The organism is Segatella salivae DSM 15606 (assembly GCF_000185845.1).
In the GTDB taxonomy this organism is placed as follows: domain Bacteria; phylum Bacteroidota; class Bacteroidia; order Bacteroidales; family Bacteroidaceae; genus Prevotella; species Prevotella salivae.
The window spans coordinates 81,606-99,473 of record NZ_GL629647.1 but is presented as its reverse complement, the minus strand read 5'-3'; the positions used below and the strand labels follow the sequence as shown (position 1 = coordinate 99,473).

Genomic DNA, 17,868 nt, shown 5'->3' with positions numbered 1-17,868 from the left:
AATGAAGCCTTTGCAACTTCCCAAGGTGCTCAAAGTTGAGGGGAGTAATTGCTCGAACTACATTAATTCGCATCACTTGCAGTTCCAGTTCAACATGTATGAATTGGTGAAAGCCGGCGGCGGAACAACAGAAAAGCCCGACTTTGGCATTAACCATAAAAACCAACCATAAAATTGTCGAGCTTAGGGAAATGCGCAAAGTCGCATTCAAAATTAACTCTTATTGTGACGAAAACTTGCTCAGTGGCGTAGTTATACAATAGGGTATCGTCATAAATACTCCTAAGTCTAAAGTAGTGGTGCAGTGCTATTGCGATAACAGTGCTACACCCTTTTTTTGTGGGTTTGTTTTCTTCACATATTTGGAGTTATCAGAGGAAAGCATTATCTTTGCATCATCACAAAAAAACAGGAGGTTAACTTATGGCATACAAGACAGTAAAATATTCAAACCGCGAGGAAGCAGCGGAGGCGCTACACAAAATGATAGAGCGCAAACGCGAATGGGTAGAGAAAACAGAGCAAGAATTTAAAGAACTTGCCAAATTGAGGTCTACCAACACTTAATAAAAAATGTCATGAAAGCACTCAATCTTAATCGTCTAAACATTCGTACACCTTATTCCGTATGGGCTGTAGACACTATGCTGCCGTTATCGTTCAGTCTACAAATCTACATTTTAATCAGATAATCCAAGACTTTAACCAATTCGTTGGCTTTTTCCAAAACAAACCGGAGTAAACACACGGGAATTTACCATATTTGTGAAAATAGCAGGCATGACCTCGGGAATCCGAAGTTTTTTGATTATCTTTGCACCAAATTATATTTATAAGGCATAGGATAAAATGATAACATTAACAAATCTTGCTATCCAATTCGGAAAGAGAGTACTTTACAAAGACGTAAATATTAAGTTTACACGTGGCAACATCTATGGCGTCATTGGAGCCAATGGTGCAGGTAAGTCTACGTTGCTTCGTGCCATTAGTGGTGACTTAGAGCCGAATCACGGAAGTGTGGAGCTCGGGCCGGGTGAACGCCTTTCGGTGCTGGAGCAAGACCATTTCAAATATGATGAATATCGTGTTATGGACACGGTTCTTATGGGCCACCAGCCTCTTTGGGAGAATATGAAAGAGCGTGAGCGCTTATATTCGAAGGCAGAAATGACCGAAGAAGATGGTAATTTGGCTGCAGAATTAGAGGAGAAGTTTGCCGAAATGAATGGTTGGGAGGCAGAAAGTGATGCCGCACAACTCTTGCAGAACTTAGGTGTTCAAGAAGATTTGCATCAGAAAATGGTAGGCGAGCTGAGCAATACCGAGAAAGTGCGTGTCATGTTGGCAAAGGCCTTGTTTGGCAAACCAGACAATTTGTTGCTTGATGAGCCTACGAATGACCTCGACTTGGATACTGTTGAATGGTTGGAAGACTATCTTGGAGAGATTGACGAGACGCAAACGGTGCTCGTAGTCAGCCACGACCGCCACTTCCTCGATGCCGTTTCAACACAAACGATTGATATTGATTACGGAAAGGTTACGGTGTTCTCAGGTAACTATTCGTTCTGGTATGAGAGTTCTCAATTGGCACTTCGTCAGGCACAAAACCAGAAGTTAAAGGCCGAAGAGAAGAAGAAACAGTTGGAAGAGTTTATCCGTCGATTCTCTGCAAACGTTGCAAAGAGTAAACAAACCACTTCAAGAAAGAAGATGCTTGAAAAGCTGAATGTTGATGAAATCAAGCCTTCAAGCCGTAAATATCCAGGAATCATCTTCCAAATGGAACGTGAACCGGGCAATCAAATTCTTGAAGTTGAAGGTTTGAAAGCCGTTGAGCCAGATGGAACCGTGCTCTTCGATGATGTCAATTTCAATATTGAAAAAGGACAGAAAGTTGTTTTCTTGAGCCATAATCCCAAAGCTATGACAGCCTTGTTTGAGATTATCAATGGCAACAGGCAAGCCGATGCAGGCACTTATAAATGGGGAGTTACCATCACAACAGCCTATCTCCCACTCGACAACACCGATTTTTTCAATAGCGACAAAAATCTTATTGATTGGCTAAGTCAATATGGTGTAGGTAATGAAGTCATGATGAAAGGCTACTTAGGTAGGATGCTTTTCAGTGGTGAAGAAGTGCTGAAGAAAGTCAATGTTTTATCAGGTGGTGAGAAGATGCGCTGTATGATAGCACGTATGCAGCTACAAAATGCAAACTGCTTGATCCTCGATACCCCAACAAACCACCTCGACTTGGAGAGCATTCAGGCCTTTAACAACAACCTGACATTATTCAAAGGAAACATCCTTTTCTCAAGTCATGACCACGAATTCATTGAAACTGTGGCCGACAGAATCATTGAATTGACTCCAAAGGGAACAATAGACAAGTTAATGTCTTATGATGAATATATTCATGATGAAGGCATTAAAGAGCAGAAAGCAAAGATGTATAATTAAACCATAAAAGCACCAAAGACCACGAGAACAAAGTCTGTTATTCAGACAGAGCAACGTGTCTTTGGTGCTTTTGGCATGCTTTTTGTGATTTACCATAACAAACAAATGTAACAATTAAAAGTAGAACGTATGAAAGAAAACCAGAATGTGTCTGCCGAAGAACAAGAAAACATCGAGGTTGGACACAATAATAAAGAGACAGAATCTGCCGAGAAGCATTGCGAAAAGGCAGCTGAAGAATCGTCAGAAGAGAAAGAACAGAATCCTGTAGAAAACTTACAGGATGAAAATGCGAAGCTCAAAGATCAATTGTTACGCACAATTGCAGAATTTGATAACTTCAGAAAAAGAACCAACAAAGAAAAGGCTGAGTTGATTTTAAATGGAGGTCGCAAAGCTGTTACAGACATATTGCCTATTCTTGACGACTTCGAGCGTGCGCTAAGTAATGAAACTAAAGATGCAACAGCAATCAAAGAAGGCATGCAAATGATTTTCAATAAATTCATAAAGACCCTTGAAAGCATGGGTGTCAAAAAGATTGAAACGGATAAAGCCGATTTCAATACCGACTACCATGAGGCTGTTGCCATGGTTCCAGGAATGGGAGATGACAAGAAAGGAAAAGTAATTGACTGCGTACAATCAGGTTATACAATGAATGATAAAGTGATTAGACACGCAAAAGTGGCTGTAGGTCAATAATGATACACAATTAACCATGGCAGAGAAAAGAGACTATTACGAGATTCTTAATGTAGAAAGAACCGCTACTGATACAGAGATTAAGGCTGCATATCGCAAGATTGCCATTAAGTATCACCCTGACAGAAACCCCGGAAACAAAGAGGCTGAGGAAAAATTTAAGGAAGCTGCAGAGGCATACGATGTGTTACGTGATCCTCAGAAACGCCAACAATATGACCAATTTGGTTTTGAAGGTATGCAAGGTGCAAGTGGCTTCGGAGGTGGTTTCAGCGGAAACATGAATATGGATGACATTTTCTCTATGTTCGGTGATATCTTTGGAGGACATGGCGGAGGCTTCGGCGGCTTTGGAAGTACCGGAGGTGGTGGTGGTTTTCGCCACGCACAATATCGTGGTGCAGACCTAAGATTGAAAGTAAGTCTTACATTACAGGAGATTGCTACTGGCGTTACCAAGAAGTTTAAGGTGCGTAAGGATGTGTCATGTGAACATTGTCATGGCAATGGTGCAGAGCCGGGAAGCAGTAGCGAGACCTGCCCTAAGTGTGGAGGACATGGTGTTGTCACAAAAACAGTACGCACAATGCTCGGTATGATGCAAACACAAACCGAATGTCCAGACTGCCATGGTGAAGGAACGATAATCAAAAATAAATGTAAAGACTGCGGCGGAACAGGTGTAGTCAAAGGAGAAGAAGTCGTTGAAATACAAATTCCGGCTGGTGTCGCTCAAGGAATGGTTGTCAATGTCCCAGGAAAAGGTAATGCAGGAATGCGTAATGGCGTCAATGGAGATATTCAAGTTTACATTGAAGAACAACCAAATGATACCTTTATCAGAGATGGACAAGACGTCATCTACAATCTTCTTTTAGATATACCAACGGCAATACTCAGTGGAGAAGTAGAGATTCCGACGATACAAGGCACTAAAGTTAAGATTAAAATTGATGCTGGTACACAACCCGGAAAAACGCTTCGGCTTCGTGGAAAAGGCCTGCCTGCTGTGCAGGGATATGGTTCAGGAATGGGTGATTTGGTAGTAAACATCAGTGTATATATACCAAAGACGCTCGATAAAGAAGAGAAAGCAGCAATTGAGAAATTTAAGAATAGCGATAATTTCAAAGGAGATGAGAGTACGAAACAAACCATCTTCCAGAGATTTAAGAACTATTTCAATTGACAAAATGAACTATAAAGAGACTACAAATTATCTTTTTAACAGCACCCCTGTTTTCGAACATGTGGGTGCTTCTGCGTATAAAGAGGGATTAGATAACATCTTAGCCTTAGATGAACACTTTAATCATCCCCACCAGCACTATAAAACGATTCACATCGCAGGCACAAATGGGAAAGGATCTTGTTCGCATTCATTAGCTGCAATGCTACAACAGAAAGGGTATAAAGTTGGACTTTACACCTCACCTCATATCATAGATTTCCGCGAACGCATAAGAGTCAACGGAGAATGTATTAGTGAACAGGCCGTAATTGATTTCGTTCAACAAGAACACGACTTCTTTGAAACCATTCATCCAAGCTTCTTTGAACTGACAACAGCCTTGGCATTTAAATATTTTGCAGAACAACAAGTTGATATTGCAGTTATTGAAGTAGGACTCGGAGGACGCTTGGATTCGACAAATATCATTTCCCCTATTCTATCAATTATAACAAATATCAGCTTGGATCATACGCAATTTCTTGGTAACACATTAGCCAAGATTGCCTATGAAAAGGCTGGAATCATTAAGAAAGGCGTCCCAGTAGTTATTGGAGAATACACAAATGAGACACGACCTGTTTTTGAAAATAAGGCAAAAGAACTGCAAAGCCCTATTTTTTTTGCGCAAGATACCCCAGAAGTTATTAGCAGTGAAATCGACCTTTCAGGTGGAAGAATTTATCAAACCAAGCATTTTGGAACCTTCCATGCTGAACTTATGGGCGACTATCAGGTCAAAAATATGAATACAGTACTAAATTCCGTCAACGTATTAAAGACATTGGGAGTTAACTTAACAAATCAATTACCAGCTTTAGACCATGTGACAATACTGACACATCTCATTGGTAGATGGATGACTTTACGCGAATCACCTAAAGTAGTGTGCGATACGGGCCACAATGTTGGCGGTTGGACCTACCTTGCCAGACAAATACAAGCACAACCTTGCAAGCAACTTAAAATGGTATTCGGTATGGTAGATGATAAAGATATTATGACAGTAATGCGCATGCTCCCTCAAAATGCAACCTATTATTGGACGCAGGCATCAACCAAACGAGCTATCCCTGCCGAGAAAGTTGCACAGATTGCTAAACAATTCAACCTTAATGGCCACCTATATAATAATGTAAAGGCCGCCTATCAGCAGGCATTAAACGATGCAAATAGTAATGACTTCATCTTTGTTGGAGGGTCAAGCTATATTGTTGCAGACTTGCTTTCACCTGTTGAAAAATAATCAAAAATTAAGAAAGATTTATACTGTTTCGTTTGGGTAAGTCGTTATTTTTTATTTACTTTGCAGGGAGATTGAATATAACTAAAAACTAAAAGATATTATGAACACAGTCCCAAACGAAAACATCTGTGGCTTGAAACGTGAAGATTTTCAAACAACAGTAAATGGAAAAAAAACAGACTTGTATATCCTTCGCAATGCTTTGGGTAACGAAGTAGCCATCACTAATTATGGCGGTGCAGTAGTTGCCATCATGGTTCCTGACAGAGAAGGAAACTATGCGAATGTTATTCAAGGACACGATAACATTAATGATGTTATCAACTCTCCTGAACCATACTTAAGTAGACTCATTGGACGATTTGGAAATCGTATCGCAAAAGGACGATTCCAGTTGCATGGCAAAGAATATTGCCTGCCTATCAACAATGGTCCAAACTCTTTGCATGGTGGAAAGAAGGGATTCAACGATAAAGTTTGGGATGCAGAGTTGATGAATGAGCAAGCTCTCGTACTACATTATGTATCATCTTATGGTGAAGAAGGATTTTCTGGAGAGCTGAAAACGACTGTCGTTTATACATTTAACGATGATAACGAGTTAGTGATTGATTACTTAGCATGCACAAACAAGAAGACAATCATTAATCTAACACACCACGCTTTCTTCTCATTAGCAGGAATTGCCAACCCCACTCCTACAATAGACACGCTTGAATGCGAACTCAATGCCGATTTCTATATCCCCATTGATGAGACAAGCATCCCCACAGGAGAGATTCTAAAGGTAGAAGGAACGCCATTTGACTTCCGTAAACCTCAAGCGATTGGAAAGCGAATCAATGATGATAACGAACAAATTAAGAATGGTTCTGGCTATGATCATTGCTTCGTACTTAACAAAAAAGAAGAAGGAGAATTAAGTTTTGCAGCAAAGATTGTAGAGCCTAATAGTGGACGTACAATGGAAATGTATACCACAGAACCAGGAGTTCAGATGTATACAGGAAACTTTGAGAATGGTATGAAAGGCACTCATGGTGCTACTTACCCTCGCCGCTCTGCTGTATGCTTTGAAGCTGAGCACTTCCCTGATAGTCCAAATCGGCCTTATTTCCCTTCTGTTGTCTTAAATCCAGGGGAACAATACAAGCAAAAAACCATCTACAAATTCGGAATAGACAAATAATTCAAATAAATAAATGGAAAAAAACACAAAACAACAAGGAAACATCATTGCGATCATCACAATGATGTTTCTCTTCGCGATGATTTCTTTCGTTACAAATCTCGCGGCTCCTATCGGTGTAATTTGGAAAAACGTATTCAACGGAACGGGTAGTGAGAACATGATAGGTATGCTTGGTAATGCAATGAACTTCCTCGCCTATCTCTTCATGGGAATCCCTGCCGGTAAGTTACTAACTAAGATTGGCTACAAGAACACGGCCCTAACAGGTATTGCAACAGGCTTTGTTGGTGTCTTCATTCAATTTATCTCTGGTAAATTTGGTGCTGACGTAAGTGGTTTTGCTGTATATCTCTTCGGTGCTTTCATTAGTGGTTTCGCTGTATGTATTCTCAATACTGTCGTTAATCCAATGCTAAACTTACTCGGAGGTGGCGGTAACCGAGGCAATCAGTTAAATCTTATCGGAGGTACACTCAACTCATTATCCGGAACACTAACACCGATGTTGGTTGGTGCACTCATTGGAACAGTTACAGCAACCACAAAGATGGCTAATGTAAACCTTGTTCTCTTTATTGCCTTAGGCGTATTCGCTTCAGCATTTGTAGTACTGCTTTTCATCCCAATTGCAGACCCAGAGATGGGTAAGACGACAAGTAAGACAGTCTTTGAACATAGTCCTTGGGCTTTCCGTCATTTCGTTCTTGGCACAATTGCCATATTCGTTTATGTCGGTGTTGAGGTTGGTATTCCTGGTACATTGAACTTCTACATCAGCGATACTTCTGCAAAGGGTGCAGGCTTACTAACGAATGCAGCAGCTATTGGCGGTTTCGTTGCAGGAACATATTGGTTCTTAATGTTGGTAGGACGCTTCATTGGAAGTTTCATTGGCGGTAAGGTTTCAAGCCGTTCTATGATGATTATCACAACAATTACAGGCATGATACTGATTGTCTTGGCTATGGTTTTAGGCAAATCTACAACAGTTTCTATGCCCGTTTTCACTGGAACATCATTCCAAATGGTAGTCGTTCCTGTTGCAGCACTATTGTTAGTGCTCTGCGGTCTCTGCACTTCAATCATGTGGAGCAGTATTTTTAACCTGGCAACAGAAGGACTTGGTAAGTACTCTGCAGCCGCTTCAGGAATCTTTATGATGATGGTTGTCGGTGGAGGTCTGCTTCCTTTATTCCAAAATTTCATTGCAGACAACTCTTCTTACATGTTCTCTTATATTGTACCTCTTGTTGCTTTGGCTTTCATGTGCTACTATGCACTCATCGGAAGCAAGAATGTAAATAAAGATATTCCTGTAGATTAAACTATAACCTAAGCCCTCATTTTGTATGTTCAATTTGAGGGTTTTATACTTTTTAACCCAAGACACAATCTAAATCTATTTAATTATGGACATTGAAAAAGTTAGAAGTCGCTTTATTAAGCATTTTGATGGTAAGACTGGAAACATCTATATGTCTCCTGGAAGAATCAACTTGATTGGTGAACACACTGATTATAATGGTGGTTTTGTATTTCCTGGAGCCGTAGATAAAGGCATAATGGCTGAGATTCGCCCTAACGGAACCAACACGGTTATGCTCTATTCAATCGATCTTAAGGACCGAGTTGAGTTCAAAGTAGACGACCCCAATGGTCCTCGTGCAAGCTGGGCACGTTACATTTATGGCATCATTCAAGAGATGAAGAGCCTTGGTGTAGAAGTTGAAGGCTTTAATGCTGCGTTCTATGGTGACGTGCCATTAGGTGCTGGAATGTCTTCAAGTGCAGCGCTTGAAAGCTGCTTTGCTTTCGCACTTAATGACCTTTTTGGTAACAACAAAGTATCTAAATGGGACTTGGCACTTGCCGGACAAGCTACAGAACACAAATATATCGGTGTAAAATGTGGTATCATGGACCAGTTTGCAAGCGTCTTTGGACAAGAAGGAAAGCTTATGCGCTTGGACTGCAGAAGCAGAGAATTTGAATATTTCCCATTCAATCCACAAGGCTATAAGTTAGTGCTTGTGAACTCTAAAGTTAAGCATGAGCTTGCAGGAAGTCCTTATAATGACCGCCGAAATAGCTGCGAGAATGTGGTAAAACACATTGCAGCAAAACATCCAGAAGGCAAGTTTGAGACATTACGTGACTGCACTTGGGAACAATTAGAAGAGGTTCGAGCTGAAGTTGGAGAAGAAGACTACAAGCGCGCACACTTTGTTCTTGGTGAGAAAGACCGCGTTTTGGCTGTTTGCGACGCACTCGAAAAGGGCGATTATGAAACTGTTGGTCAAAAGATGTATGAGACTCACGATGGTCTAAGCAAAGAGTATGAAGTATCATGTGAAGAACTTGACTTCCTTAACGATATCGCAAAAGAGAATGGTGTGACAGGAAGCAGAATCATGGGCGGTGGCTTTGGTGGCTGCACTATCAACCTTGTAAAGGACGAAGTCTATGATAAATTTATCGCAGATGCCAAGGTTAAGTTTGCTGCTAAGTACGGACATGAACCAGAAGTCTATCCTGTGGTTATCAGCGAAGGCTCACATAAGGTTTGTTAATCAATCTAACAAAAACCAAGAATATAGGAGAGGATGTCGTAAGGCATCCTCTTTTTCTTTTTCTCTTTCTACAAATAAGCACATAAAAGAGCGTTTTTATTATTAGAATTACAGTTATATTGTATTGACTTAATGCGCCAACAGCACAAAGTAAGTCTTGAAAACCTCAAAACATCATTCAATCATCATTCTCCAAACTCAGTTAAATCACACTGCAAAAAGCGTCAAAACAGACAATAATTAGACTTAAATTATGCCATAAATCAATAGAGATTACAAGTTCTTCTCCTATCCCTTGTTTCTAAAAAGCATTTTGATTTCGTATAGTATCGGTGTTCAATGTATCGTGAGCCCTAAGGAAAGCCAACCTTAAATTCAAAGACATGAGCATCATATAAGATGAGAAACTTTCACAACATGATAGTTTTTTACTCACAATTAGAATTAAAGTAGCTCCAAACTTAAAAGTGTGCAAGTTCTTCATAGATGCGTTGCACAGGCAGTCCCATTACATTAAAGTAGCTTCCTTTAAGCGAAACAACTCCTACATAGCCTATCCACTCTTGAATACCATACGCACCAGCCTTATCAAAAGGCTGGTAATGCTCAACATAATAGTTGATTTCGGCCTCACTTAAAGCCTTAAACGTCACTTCCGTTGATACCTTAAAGCTACGTTGTTTCTGTTGTGTCGTTAGACTAACTCCCGTAACCACATGATGCGTTCGGCCGCTAATCATACGCAACATGTGGCATGCTTCGGCAGCATCTTTGGGCTTTCCCAAAATGATTCCATCAACAATGACCACTGTATCAGCCGTTAAAATCATTTCATCAGCGGCAATATCGTCTCTGTATGCTGCTGCTTTTAATTGAGATAAATAAAGAGATACCTCATCAGGTGGTAAGGTTTCGGGATAAGATTCATCTATTCCCGGCTTCACTTCAACACGAAAATCAATGTCTAAACCAGCAAGAAGTTCTTTCCTGCGTGGTGAGTTACTTGCTAAAATGATTTTATATTGACAATTCATCTTATTCATTTTTTTACCAACCAAATGCTTTTGCATCGCTCATCCACTTCTTTTGTGCACGCAAAACTTGTTCGACAACGTCACGACCACAGCCGTTTCCCCCACTCCTTTCACTAATATAGAGCGCTATATCCTTAATATCTGTAGCTGCATCTGACGGACAACAAGGGCATCCGCACCTACGCATCACCTCGTAATCAGGTATATCATCTCCCATATATAGCACCTCATCGTCACGGACATTGAGTTGTTTAATCAGTTCATCATAGGCTTTCTGCTTCACCGAACAACCCATATAGAGATGTTGAACGCCAAGACTCTCATAACGAAGTCTGACAGCTTCTGTCTTTCCTCCAGTGATAATAGCAACATGAAGGCCTGATTTTACAGCCAGCTGAATGGCATATCCGTCCTTAATATTTACGGTTCGAAGTGGTTCTCCCTCACGAGAAAGCAAGATTGTCTCGGCAGAAAGCACACCATCTACATCGAAGATAATGACTTTTATCTTTGTTAAATCATAATTTATCATAGTGATTGGGCTTATTTGTTATTGCAGTGCGATGAATAGACGCACTCATTCTTTCGTAGATTTCCTGCCAGAGTGGCAAGTCTGCAAGCAGCTTTCGTTGCGCTTCTATCACGTTTTTATCATATCTCACGGCTGGACCTGTCTGCGCATCTCTTGGAGAAAGCATGTGAATCTTACGTGCCGTTTCATCAATAAGTGGCTGTAAAACTTCAAAAGGAATATCGTGTTGATGAAGTATTTCAGCTGCAATCTCGTAACAATGGTTCACAAAATTACAGGCAAAAACGGCAGAAAGATGAAGATACTTCCTATCATGTGAAGAAAGTATATAAACCTTTTCTGATATCGAAAGCGCTAAACTTTGAATACATTCTAAAGTCTTCGAATCGCTCGCCTCTATGAAACAAGGAATCGATTTGAAATCAACAGGGCGATTTTTTGAGAATGTTTGCATGGGATAAAGCACACCAAAGCGAGTTGCATATCCTTCAAACAATTGCATATTCATGCTTCCTGCTGTGTGCAAAAACACTTTATTGGTTTTATGCTTACACACCTTTTCGATTGCACTTTGCAAAACACTATCCTTTAAAGAGAAGATATAAATATCAGCCAAATCATTGACTTTATCCAACTGATTAATAGCTGTAGCACCCAAACGTGATGATAAACACGACGCGTTTGCTAACTGACGACTATATACTTGCACAATGGTATGTCCCGCAGAATGCAAGGCAAGACCAATATTAGTGGCTAAGTTTCCAGCGCCAATCAATGTTATTTTCATTTGAACAACTTTAATTTCTCCTCCAAAACGTGTAGCCCTTGCTCAGTGCAAAGCCCTCGCATAAACAGAAAAACCACATTATATAGAATATGTTGCATGCTATATTTATGGAAAAGTTGATTGTCCATAACATGTCGCATGCTTGCAGAACAGACCTGTTCTACAAGTTCATAATCTACATCTTGACGGAAATATCCCTCCTCAACACCACGATTAAAGAATGAGATACCTTTCCTATTACGGGCCTTGTGCAGTTCATCAAGATAGGTAAGCACACGTGGATAGCGTTGTAAATCAATAAAGAAGTTAAGAGAAGTATACTTGAATTGTTCCAGCTCATAACGAAAATACTCCGCAAAGATATCCATTAAAGTGCCATGATGTTCAGTAATAAACATCTCCATGTGACGATTAAATATCTCTTCATCCCTTTTGATTCCCTCCATCAAAAGGTCCTCTTTATTTCCATAAATCTCATATAATGTACGCTTGGAAATACTCAATTTTCGGGCGATATCATCCATTTTAACTTGCTTGATACCATTCGTCCGAAATTCGTGCATAGCAGATTGAAGGATACGTCCTTTCAATTGTTCGCGATATTCTGTGGTTACGTTTGTTTTGTACATAAAAGATTACCAGCTATATATCTGTAAACGATTCTATTGCAAAGTTACAAAAAATAACAAAAAACGCACATTCAATCTCGCGTTTTTTGTTAACTTTGCAATTAATGAAAGTGAAAGGAAATTAGAATATAGAACTTAAAAGAAGTAAACATGGTAAAAGTTACGAAAGAAGCAGCCTTGGCTTACCACAGAGATGGACGTCCGGGCAAGATAGAAGTAAAGCCAACAAAGCCTTACCACACACAAACTGATTTAAGCTTAGCCTATTCGCCAGGAGTTGCTTTCCCCTGTCTTGAAATCCAAGCTGAAGCCAACGATGTTTATAAATATACGGATAAAGGAAACTTAGTCGCTGTAATCAGTAACGGAACTGCCGTACTTGGTCTTGGAGATATTGGCGCGATGAGTGGCAAACCGGTGATGGAAGGAAAAGGATTGCTATTCAAAATTTATGGTGGTATAGATGTTTTTGACATTGAAGTAGCAGAAAAAGACCCTGAAAAGTTTTGTGAAGCCGTAGAGAGAATAGCACCAACCTTCGGTGGTATCAACTTAGAAGATATCAAAGCTCCCGAGTGTTTCTATATCGAAGAGCGCTTAAAGAAGACGCTTGACATTCCCGTTATGCACGATGATCAGCATGGAACCGCCATCATTTCTGCAGCAGGACTTCTCAATGCCCTTGAGGTTGCAGGAAAAGATATCAGTAAGGTGAAGATTGTTGTTAATGGTGCTGGCGCTGCAGCCATTAGTTGCACAAAACTATATGTGGCGCTTGGAGCAAAGAAAGAAAACATTGTGATGCTCGATTCCAAAGGCGTTATCACAACAAATCGTGAGAAATTGACTCCACAAAAGGCATTGTTCGCAACAACAAGAACAGATGTTAACACCTTGGAAGAAGCCATGAAAGGTGCCGATGTGTTCTTAGGATTGAGCAAAGGAAATGTTCTTAGCCAAGACATGGTTCGCAGTATGGCTGATAAACCCATTGTTTTTGCATTGGCAAATCCTGTTCCAGAGATTTCTTATGAAGATGCAATTGCAAGCCGACCTGATGTACTAATGAGCACCGGTCGTAGCGATTATCCTAACCAAATCAATAATGTCATTGGCTTCCCCTATATCTTCCGCGGTGCACTTGATGTTCATGCGAAGGCTATTAACGAAGAGATGAAGCTGGCAGCAGTAAAGGCTATTGCAGACTTGGCTAAGCAACCGGTTCCTGATGTGGTAAATGAAGTATACCACGTTACAGACTTAACATTTGGTCCTAAATACTTTATACCGAAACCTGTAGACCCAAGGCTCATCACAGAAGTCAGTGCTGCTGTGGCCAAAGCTGCCATAGAAAGCGGTGTTGCCCGTACTCCGATAACTGATTGGGACAATTATAAACAAAACCTGTTGCAGTTACTTGGTCAGGAAACGGCCTTCACACGAAAGCTCCACGACACTGCACGTCTGCATCCACAAAAGGTGGTTTTCGCAGAAGGTGGACACGCTACAATGATGAAAGCCGCTGTACAAGCAAAACAAGAAGGCATCTGTATTCCAATACTTCTTGGTAATCCAGATCGTCTAAACCGCTTGGCTGCACGCTTGAAATTAGACCTTTCTGGAGTGGAAATCATCGATATGCGAGCTGACCAGGAACAAGGCCGACGCGCAACATTTGCCAAACACTTAGCAGAGAAACGTGCTCGACAGGGTTATACCTTTGAAGAGGCTTATGACAAGATGTATGAGCGCAATTACTTTGGTATGAGTTTAGTCGAAAATGGCTACGCTGATGCGTTCATCACTGGCTTATATACCAAGTACAGCAATACGATAAAGGTTGCGAAAGAGGTTATTGGCATCAGACCAGAGTATAAAGCTTTCGGAACAATGCATTTGCTCAATACAAAGAAAGGCATTTATTATATTGCAGACACGCTGATTAATCGTCATCCCGATGAGAATACATTAACCGACATTGCAAAGCTTAGTGCACACACAGTGAAATTCTTTAACGACGAACCGGTTATTGCAATGCTAAGCTATTCGAATTTCGGCACTGATGACATTGGTAGTCCTTTGAAGGTTCATAACGCAGTAGAACAGATGCAAAAAGAATTCCCTGATTTGGCTATTGATGGCGAAATGCAAGTTAATTTCGCGCTTAACAAAGAACTTCGAGACGATAAATACCCATTCAGCAGACTGAAAGGAAAGAATGTAAACACGTTAGTGTTCCCAAATATGAGTAGTGCTAATTGCAGCTATAAATTGTTACAGGAACTTGATCAGGATTGCGAAATCATTGGTCCTATACAGATGGGACTCAACAAAGCTATCCATTTTACAGACTTTGAAAGTTCTGTTAACGACGTAGTGAATATTACTGCTGTTGCCGTTATTGATGCGTATGTTGAAAAAGTGAAGAATAATCTATAAAGAAATCCATCTATACATAAAAACGGATGAGGCATTTGTGAGTGCCTCATCCGTTTTATTTTGTATTCTAATCAATCAAAGTTGTTGCTCTTACACGGCTCAATGTTTCAGGAGTCATTTGTAAATAACTTGCGATATAAACCAAAGGCGCTCGCAAAACCACTTGGGGCATAAGCTTGCACATCTTCTTATAGCGGTCTCCTGCGGTCTCAAAACGAACGAGATCTGCATGTACTTGCGATAATATCAGACTTTCTTCTAAGATCTTGCGATAAAGAATCTGAATATTAACGTTATGTAATGCCACCTTCTCTAAACGACGTTTTGGCAAGGCATAAATAATAGAAGACTCGATGGCTTCTACCTGAAGATGGGTTGGCATCTCAAGAAATAGACTCTCAATGCACATAAAGATGGAACGATCTGCACCCAAATGCTCTGTCACTTCTTTTCCATTCTTGAAATAGAACTGACGAATCAAGCCTTTATCGATGTAGTAGATGTTCTCGCAAACCTCTCCTTCTTCCAATATCATCTCCCCTTTACTAAACTTCATCGGAACCAGAATACTTTCTAATTCGTCAAGTTCTTCATGGGTCATGGTACTGTACTTTCGTGCAAGTTCACGAGCAATATCTCGTGGTGTGTTTAATGGTTCTCTCATGTTAGGATGTCCTCCAATAATTATATAAGTTTTTTCGATTCAGAAATAAATTAATCGAGTTTCAAAACAGCAAGGAAAGCTTTCTGTGGTACTTGCACATTTCCCACCTGTTTCATTCTCTTCTTTCCCTGTTTTTGTTTCTCAAGCAATTTTCTTTTACGACTTACGTCACCGCCATAGCACTTCGCTGTCACGTCTTTACGAACTTGCTTAACGGTTTCTCGCGCTATAATCTTCGCGCCGATAGCAGCTTGTATGGCGATATCAAACTGCTGGCGAGGAATTAGTTCTTTAAGTTTTTCACACATCCTTCGACCAAAGAATACGGCGTTGCTTTCGTGGGTGAGTGTTGAAAGCGCATCAACAGGTTCGCCATTGAGCAATATGTCTAACTTGGCCAGCTTTGAAGGACGGAAACAATCGATATGATAATCAAACGAAGCATAGCCTTTTGATATGCTCTTCAGCTTGTCATAAAAGTCTATAACGATTTCACCTAAAGGAATCATAAAATGCAATTCCACTCGGTTTCCGCTAACATACTCCTGCTTAATCAGCTCACCTCGTTTATCAAGACATAAGGTCATGATGGGACCAATATAGTCGGCTGCCGTGATAATCGACGCACGAATATAGGGTTCTTCGATATGATCGATAAGCGTTTGCTCGGGTAATCCCGAAGGATTATGCACTTCCTTAACGTTTCCTTGCTTGTCATACACCATATAAGACACGTTAGGAACGGTGGTAATGACGTCCATATTAAATTCGCGGTCGAGTCGCTCTTGGATAATCTCCATATGCAATAGTCCCAAGAATCCACAACGAAAACCGAAACCTAAGGCCACCGAACTTTCTGGCGAGAAGGTTAAAGCGGCATCATTCAATTGCAATTTCTCTAACGATGCACGCAAATTCTCATAATCATTCGGATCAATGGGATAGACGCCCGCAAACACCATAGGCTTCACTTCCTGGAAACCGGCAATGGCTTGCTTACATGAATTGGCAACAGAAGTTACCGTATCGCCGACCTTCACCTCTGTAGCCGTCTTTATACCACTGATGATATAGCCAACTTCTCCCGTTGAAAGTTCTTTCTTTGGAACCATATCCATTTTCAGCACACCAACTTCATCGGCATCATACTCCATTCCTGTGTTAAAGAACTTGACCTTTTCGCCCTTTCGAATCTTTCCGTTCATCACCTTGCAAAGCACGATAACGCCACGGAAGCTATTGAAAATTGAGTCAAATATCAAGGCTTGAGCCGGTGCATCCACCTCGCCTACGGGAGCAGGAATACGCGCCACAACGGCCTCAAGAATATCTTCTACGCCCTCGCCTGTCTTTCCTGAAGCGCGAATAATATCTTTTCTATCGCAACCAATCAACTCTACGATTTCATCTTCCACCTCATCGGGCATGGCATTCGGCATATCAATTTTATTGATCACCGGAATAATTTCCAAGTCATGCTCTATGGCCATATAGAGATTTGAAATGGTTTGTGCTTGCACACCCTGTGTCGCATCAACAACCAAAAGCGCACCTTCGCAAGCAGCAATAGACCGAGATACTTCATAAGAGAAGTCCACGTGTCCCGGAGTGTCAATAAGATTCAGGATATAATCTTTATTATCCTTCGCCTTATAATTCATCTGAATGGCATGACTCTTAATCGTGATTCCACGCTCACGCTCAAGTTCCATATCATCCAGCATCTGTCCCTCTGTAATCTGAATCGTCTGCGTTTTCTCCAACAAGCGGTCGGCGAGCGTTGACTTTCCATGATCTATATGTGCGATGATACAGAAATTTCGAATATTACCTATCGTGTCCATTGCTTCATTTGCTTTTTTATCGTGCAAAGTTAAAGAAAAATATCTATTATTTAGTATCTTTGCAAAAAATAAAAATAGAAACAATGAAAAAAATCTTATTTTCATCACTACTCCTTTTAACACTAACCGCATGTCATCACGAATCTATTGAAGAACGCGCAGAACGAGAAGCAAAAGAGTATACGCAGAAGATGTGCCCCACCCCAATTGTGAATTTCACACGCACCGACAGTATGGTGTTTGATAAAAACACGCATACGATGATATATTTTTGCACTTTCACGGATAAAATGGATAATGAACAAATCGTTAACCAGAACCGCAAGAAATTATCTGACGGACTTCGCGAGGCGCTCATCAACGACACTGGAATCAAAACCTATCGTGAGGCTGGCATACAATTCAAATATGTTGTGCATTCTCAAAGCAATCCGAAAAAGCTGCTTTATCAGGAAACTTTTAAATAAAAATGAAACTATAAAAAAGGGTGCAGCCTGTTATCTCAACAATGCTGCACCACCACTTT

At 40.6% G+C, this 17,868-nt stretch carries 16 protein-coding genes and 1 pseudogene; 11 read left to right on the top strand and 6 right to left on the bottom strand.

The genetic code is table 11. From position 1 onward, the window contains the following. Window positions 1-423 precede the first annotated feature (423 nt). The 9 genes and pseudogenes from HMPREF9420_RS14080 (at window position 424) to galK (ending at window position 9,413) form a co-directional block, all read left to right on the top strand. Entirely contained in the window at window positions 424-567 is a 144-nt protein-coding gene (locus HMPREF9420_RS14080) for a hypothetical protein (protein WP_007133393.1), read from the top strand. Window positions 568-849: 282 nt separating this feature from the next. Continuing rightward, window positions 850-1,389 (top strand): annotated as a pseudogene (locus HMPREF9420_RS14985) (ATP-binding cassette domain-containing protein); the annotation flags it as partial. Window positions 1,390-1,467: 78 nt separating this feature from the next. Continuing rightward, the gene (locus HMPREF9420_RS14980) at window positions 1,468-2,469 is read left to right on the top strand and encodes an ABC-F family ATP-binding cassette domain-containing protein (protein WP_412081030.1); all 1,002 of its coding nucleotides are present in this window, start codon (window positions 1,468-1,470) and stop codon (window positions 2,467-2,469) included. Window positions 2,470-2,598: 129 nt separating this feature from the next. Further along, a complete protein-coding gene (locus HMPREF9420_RS00465; protein ID WP_007133391.1) occupies window positions 2,599-3,174 on the top strand; it encodes a nucleotide exchange factor GrpE in 576 nt (191 codons plus the stop codon). Window positions 3,175-3,190: 16 nt separating this feature from the next. Further along, complete coding sequence (gene dnaJ / locus HMPREF9420_RS00460; RefSeq protein WP_007133390.1) at window positions 3,191-4,363, top strand: molecular chaperone DnaJ; 1,173 nt, start codon at window positions 3,191-3,193, stop codon at window positions 4,361-4,363. Between the two features lie 4 nt (window positions 4,364-4,367). Beyond that, window positions 4,368-5,651, top strand: coding sequence for a bifunctional folylpolyglutamate synthase/dihydrofolate synthase (locus HMPREF9420_RS00455; protein ID WP_007133389.1), 1,284 nt, complete (start codon window positions 4,368-4,370; stop codon window positions 5,649-5,651). A 100-nt stretch (window positions 5,652-5,751) separates the two neighbouring features. Then, complete coding sequence (locus tag HMPREF9420_RS00450) at window positions 5,752-6,840, top strand: aldose epimerase family protein (protein ID WP_007133388.1); 1,089 nt, start codon at window positions 5,752-5,754, stop codon at window positions 6,838-6,840. A gap of 13 nt (window positions 6,841-6,853) precedes the next feature. Continuing rightward, window positions 6,854-8,167: an MFS transporter gene (locus HMPREF9420_RS00445; RefSeq protein ID WP_007133387.1), complete on the top strand. Its 1,314-nt coding sequence runs from the start codon at window positions 6,854-6,856 to the stop codon at window positions 8,165-8,167. A gap of 85 nt (window positions 8,168-8,252) precedes the next feature. Next, entirely contained in the window at window positions 8,253-9,413 is a 1,161-nt protein-coding gene (galK, locus tag HMPREF9420_RS00440) for a galactokinase (RefSeq protein ID WP_007133386.1), read from the top strand. A 461-nt stretch (window positions 9,414-9,874) separates the two neighbouring features. Here the strand turns inward: galK and HMPREF9420_RS00435 are convergent, their stop codons facing one another. The 4 genes from HMPREF9420_RS00435 to HMPREF9420_RS00420 are packed head-to-tail and all read right to left on the bottom strand — an operon-like array spanning window position 9,875 to window position 12,395. After that, window positions 9,875-10,447 (bottom strand): Maf-like protein, encoded by a 573-nt coding sequence (locus HMPREF9420_RS00435; protein ID WP_044078991.1) that lies wholly within the window; start codon window positions 10,445-10,447, stop codon window positions 9,875-9,877. Window positions 10,448-10,460: 13 nt separating this feature from the next. Further along, on the bottom strand, window positions 10,461-10,979 hold the full coding sequence (locus HMPREF9420_RS00430; RefSeq protein ID WP_007133384.1) for a KdsC family phosphatase: 519 nt from the start codon (window positions 10,977-10,979) through the stop codon (window positions 10,461-10,463). Continuing rightward, a complete protein-coding gene (locus HMPREF9420_RS00425) occupies window positions 10,966-11,766 on the bottom strand; it encodes a Rossmann-like and DUF2520 domain-containing protein (RefSeq protein ID WP_007133383.1) in 801 nt (266 codons plus the stop codon). The genes HMPREF9420_RS00430 and HMPREF9420_RS00425 overlap by 14 nt, the downstream gene beginning before the upstream one ends. Continuing rightward, entirely contained in the window at window positions 11,763-12,395 is a 633-nt protein-coding gene (locus HMPREF9420_RS00420) for a TetR/AcrR family transcriptional regulator (RefSeq protein WP_007133382.1), read from the bottom strand. The genes HMPREF9420_RS00425 and HMPREF9420_RS00420 overlap by 4 nt, the downstream gene beginning before the upstream one ends. A 150-nt stretch (window positions 12,396-12,545) precedes the next feature. Between HMPREF9420_RS00420 and HMPREF9420_RS00415 the strand changes: the two genes are divergently transcribed. Then, the gene (locus HMPREF9420_RS00415; protein ID WP_007133381.1) at window positions 12,546-14,834 is read left to right on the top strand and encodes an NADP-dependent malic enzyme; all 2,289 of its coding nucleotides are present in this window, start codon (window positions 12,546-12,548) and stop codon (window positions 14,832-14,834) included. Window positions 14,835-14,901: 67 nt separating this feature from the next. Here HMPREF9420_RS00415 and HMPREF9420_RS00410 read toward each other — a convergent pair whose 3' ends face one another. Together HMPREF9420_RS00410 and lepA are read right to left on the bottom strand one after the other, a co-directional pair. Then, window positions 14,902-15,498 carry a Crp/Fnr family transcriptional regulator gene (locus HMPREF9420_RS00410; protein WP_007133380.1) on the bottom strand — a complete coding sequence of 199 codons (597 nt, stop codon included), beginning with the start codon at window positions 15,496-15,498 and terminating at the stop codon, window positions 14,902-14,904. A gap of 50 nt (window positions 15,499-15,548) precedes the next feature. Next, the gene (gene lepA / locus HMPREF9420_RS00405) at window positions 15,549-17,342 is read right to left on the bottom strand and encodes a translation elongation factor 4 (RefSeq protein WP_044078637.1); all 1,794 of its coding nucleotides are present in this window, start codon (window positions 17,340-17,342) and stop codon (window positions 15,549-15,551) included. Window positions 17,343-17,425: 83 nt separating this feature from the next. On the opposite strand from lepA, the gene HMPREF9420_RS00400 reads away from it, so the two are divergent. Continuing rightward, window positions 17,426-17,809, top strand: coding sequence for a hypothetical protein (locus tag HMPREF9420_RS00400; protein ID WP_007133378.1), 384 nt, complete (start codon window positions 17,426-17,428; stop codon window positions 17,807-17,809). Window positions 17,810-17,868: the final 59 nt, after the last annotated feature.

Excerpts from the sequence above, each read along its gene's own strand:
- HMPREF9420_RS14080 (WP_007133393.1), top strand. The coding sequence starts at position 424 with ATGGCATACAAGACAGTAAAATATTCAAACCGCGAGGAAGCAGCGGAG.
- HMPREF9420_RS00465 (WP_007133391.1), top strand. The coding sequence starts at position 2,599 with ATGAAAGAAAACCAGAATGTGTCTGCCGAAGAACAAGAAAACATCGAG.
- dnaJ (WP_007133390.1), top strand. The coding sequence starts at position 3,191 with ATGGCAGAGAAAAGAGACTATTACGAGATTCTTAATGTAGAAAGAACC.
- HMPREF9420_RS00455 (WP_007133389.1), top strand. The coding sequence starts at position 4,368 with ATGAACTATAAAGAGACTACAAATTATCTTTTTAACAGCACCCCTGTT.
- HMPREF9420_RS00450 (WP_007133388.1), top strand. The coding sequence starts at position 5,752 with ATGAACACAGTCCCAAACGAAAACATCTGTGGCTTGAAACGTGAAGAT.
- HMPREF9420_RS00445 (WP_007133387.1), top strand. The coding sequence starts at position 6,854 with ATGGAAAAAAACACAAAACAACAAGGAAACATCATTGCGATCATCACA.
- galK (WP_007133386.1), top strand. The coding sequence starts at position 8,253 with ATGGACATTGAAAAAGTTAGAAGTCGCTTTATTAAGCATTTTGATGGT.
- HMPREF9420_RS00435 (WP_044078991.1), bottom strand. The coding sequence starts at position 10,447 with ATGAATTGTCAATATAAAATCATTTTAGCAAGTAACTCACCACGCAGG.
- HMPREF9420_RS00430 (WP_007133384.1), bottom strand. The coding sequence starts at position 10,979 with ATGATAAATTATGATTTAACAAAGATAAAAGTCATTATCTTCGATGTA.
- HMPREF9420_RS00425 (WP_007133383.1), bottom strand. The coding sequence starts at position 11,766 with ATGAAAATAACATTGATTGGCGCTGGAAACTTAGCCACTAATATTGGT.
- HMPREF9420_RS00420 (WP_007133382.1), bottom strand. The coding sequence starts at position 12,395 with ATGTACAAAACAAACGTAACCACAGAATATCGCGAACAATTGAAAGGA.
- HMPREF9420_RS00415 (WP_007133381.1), top strand. The coding sequence starts at position 12,546 with ATGGTAAAAGTTACGAAAGAAGCAGCCTTGGCTTACCACAGAGATGGA.
- HMPREF9420_RS00410 (WP_007133380.1), bottom strand. The coding sequence starts at position 15,498 with ATGAGAGAACCATTAAACACACCACGAGATATTGCTCGTGAACTTGCA.
- lepA (WP_044078637.1), bottom strand. The coding sequence starts at position 17,342 with ATGGACACGATAGGTAATATTCGAAATTTCTGTATCATCGCACATATA.
- HMPREF9420_RS00400 (WP_007133378.1), top strand. The coding sequence starts at position 17,426 with ATGAAAAAAATCTTATTTTCATCACTACTCCTTTTAACACTAACCGCA.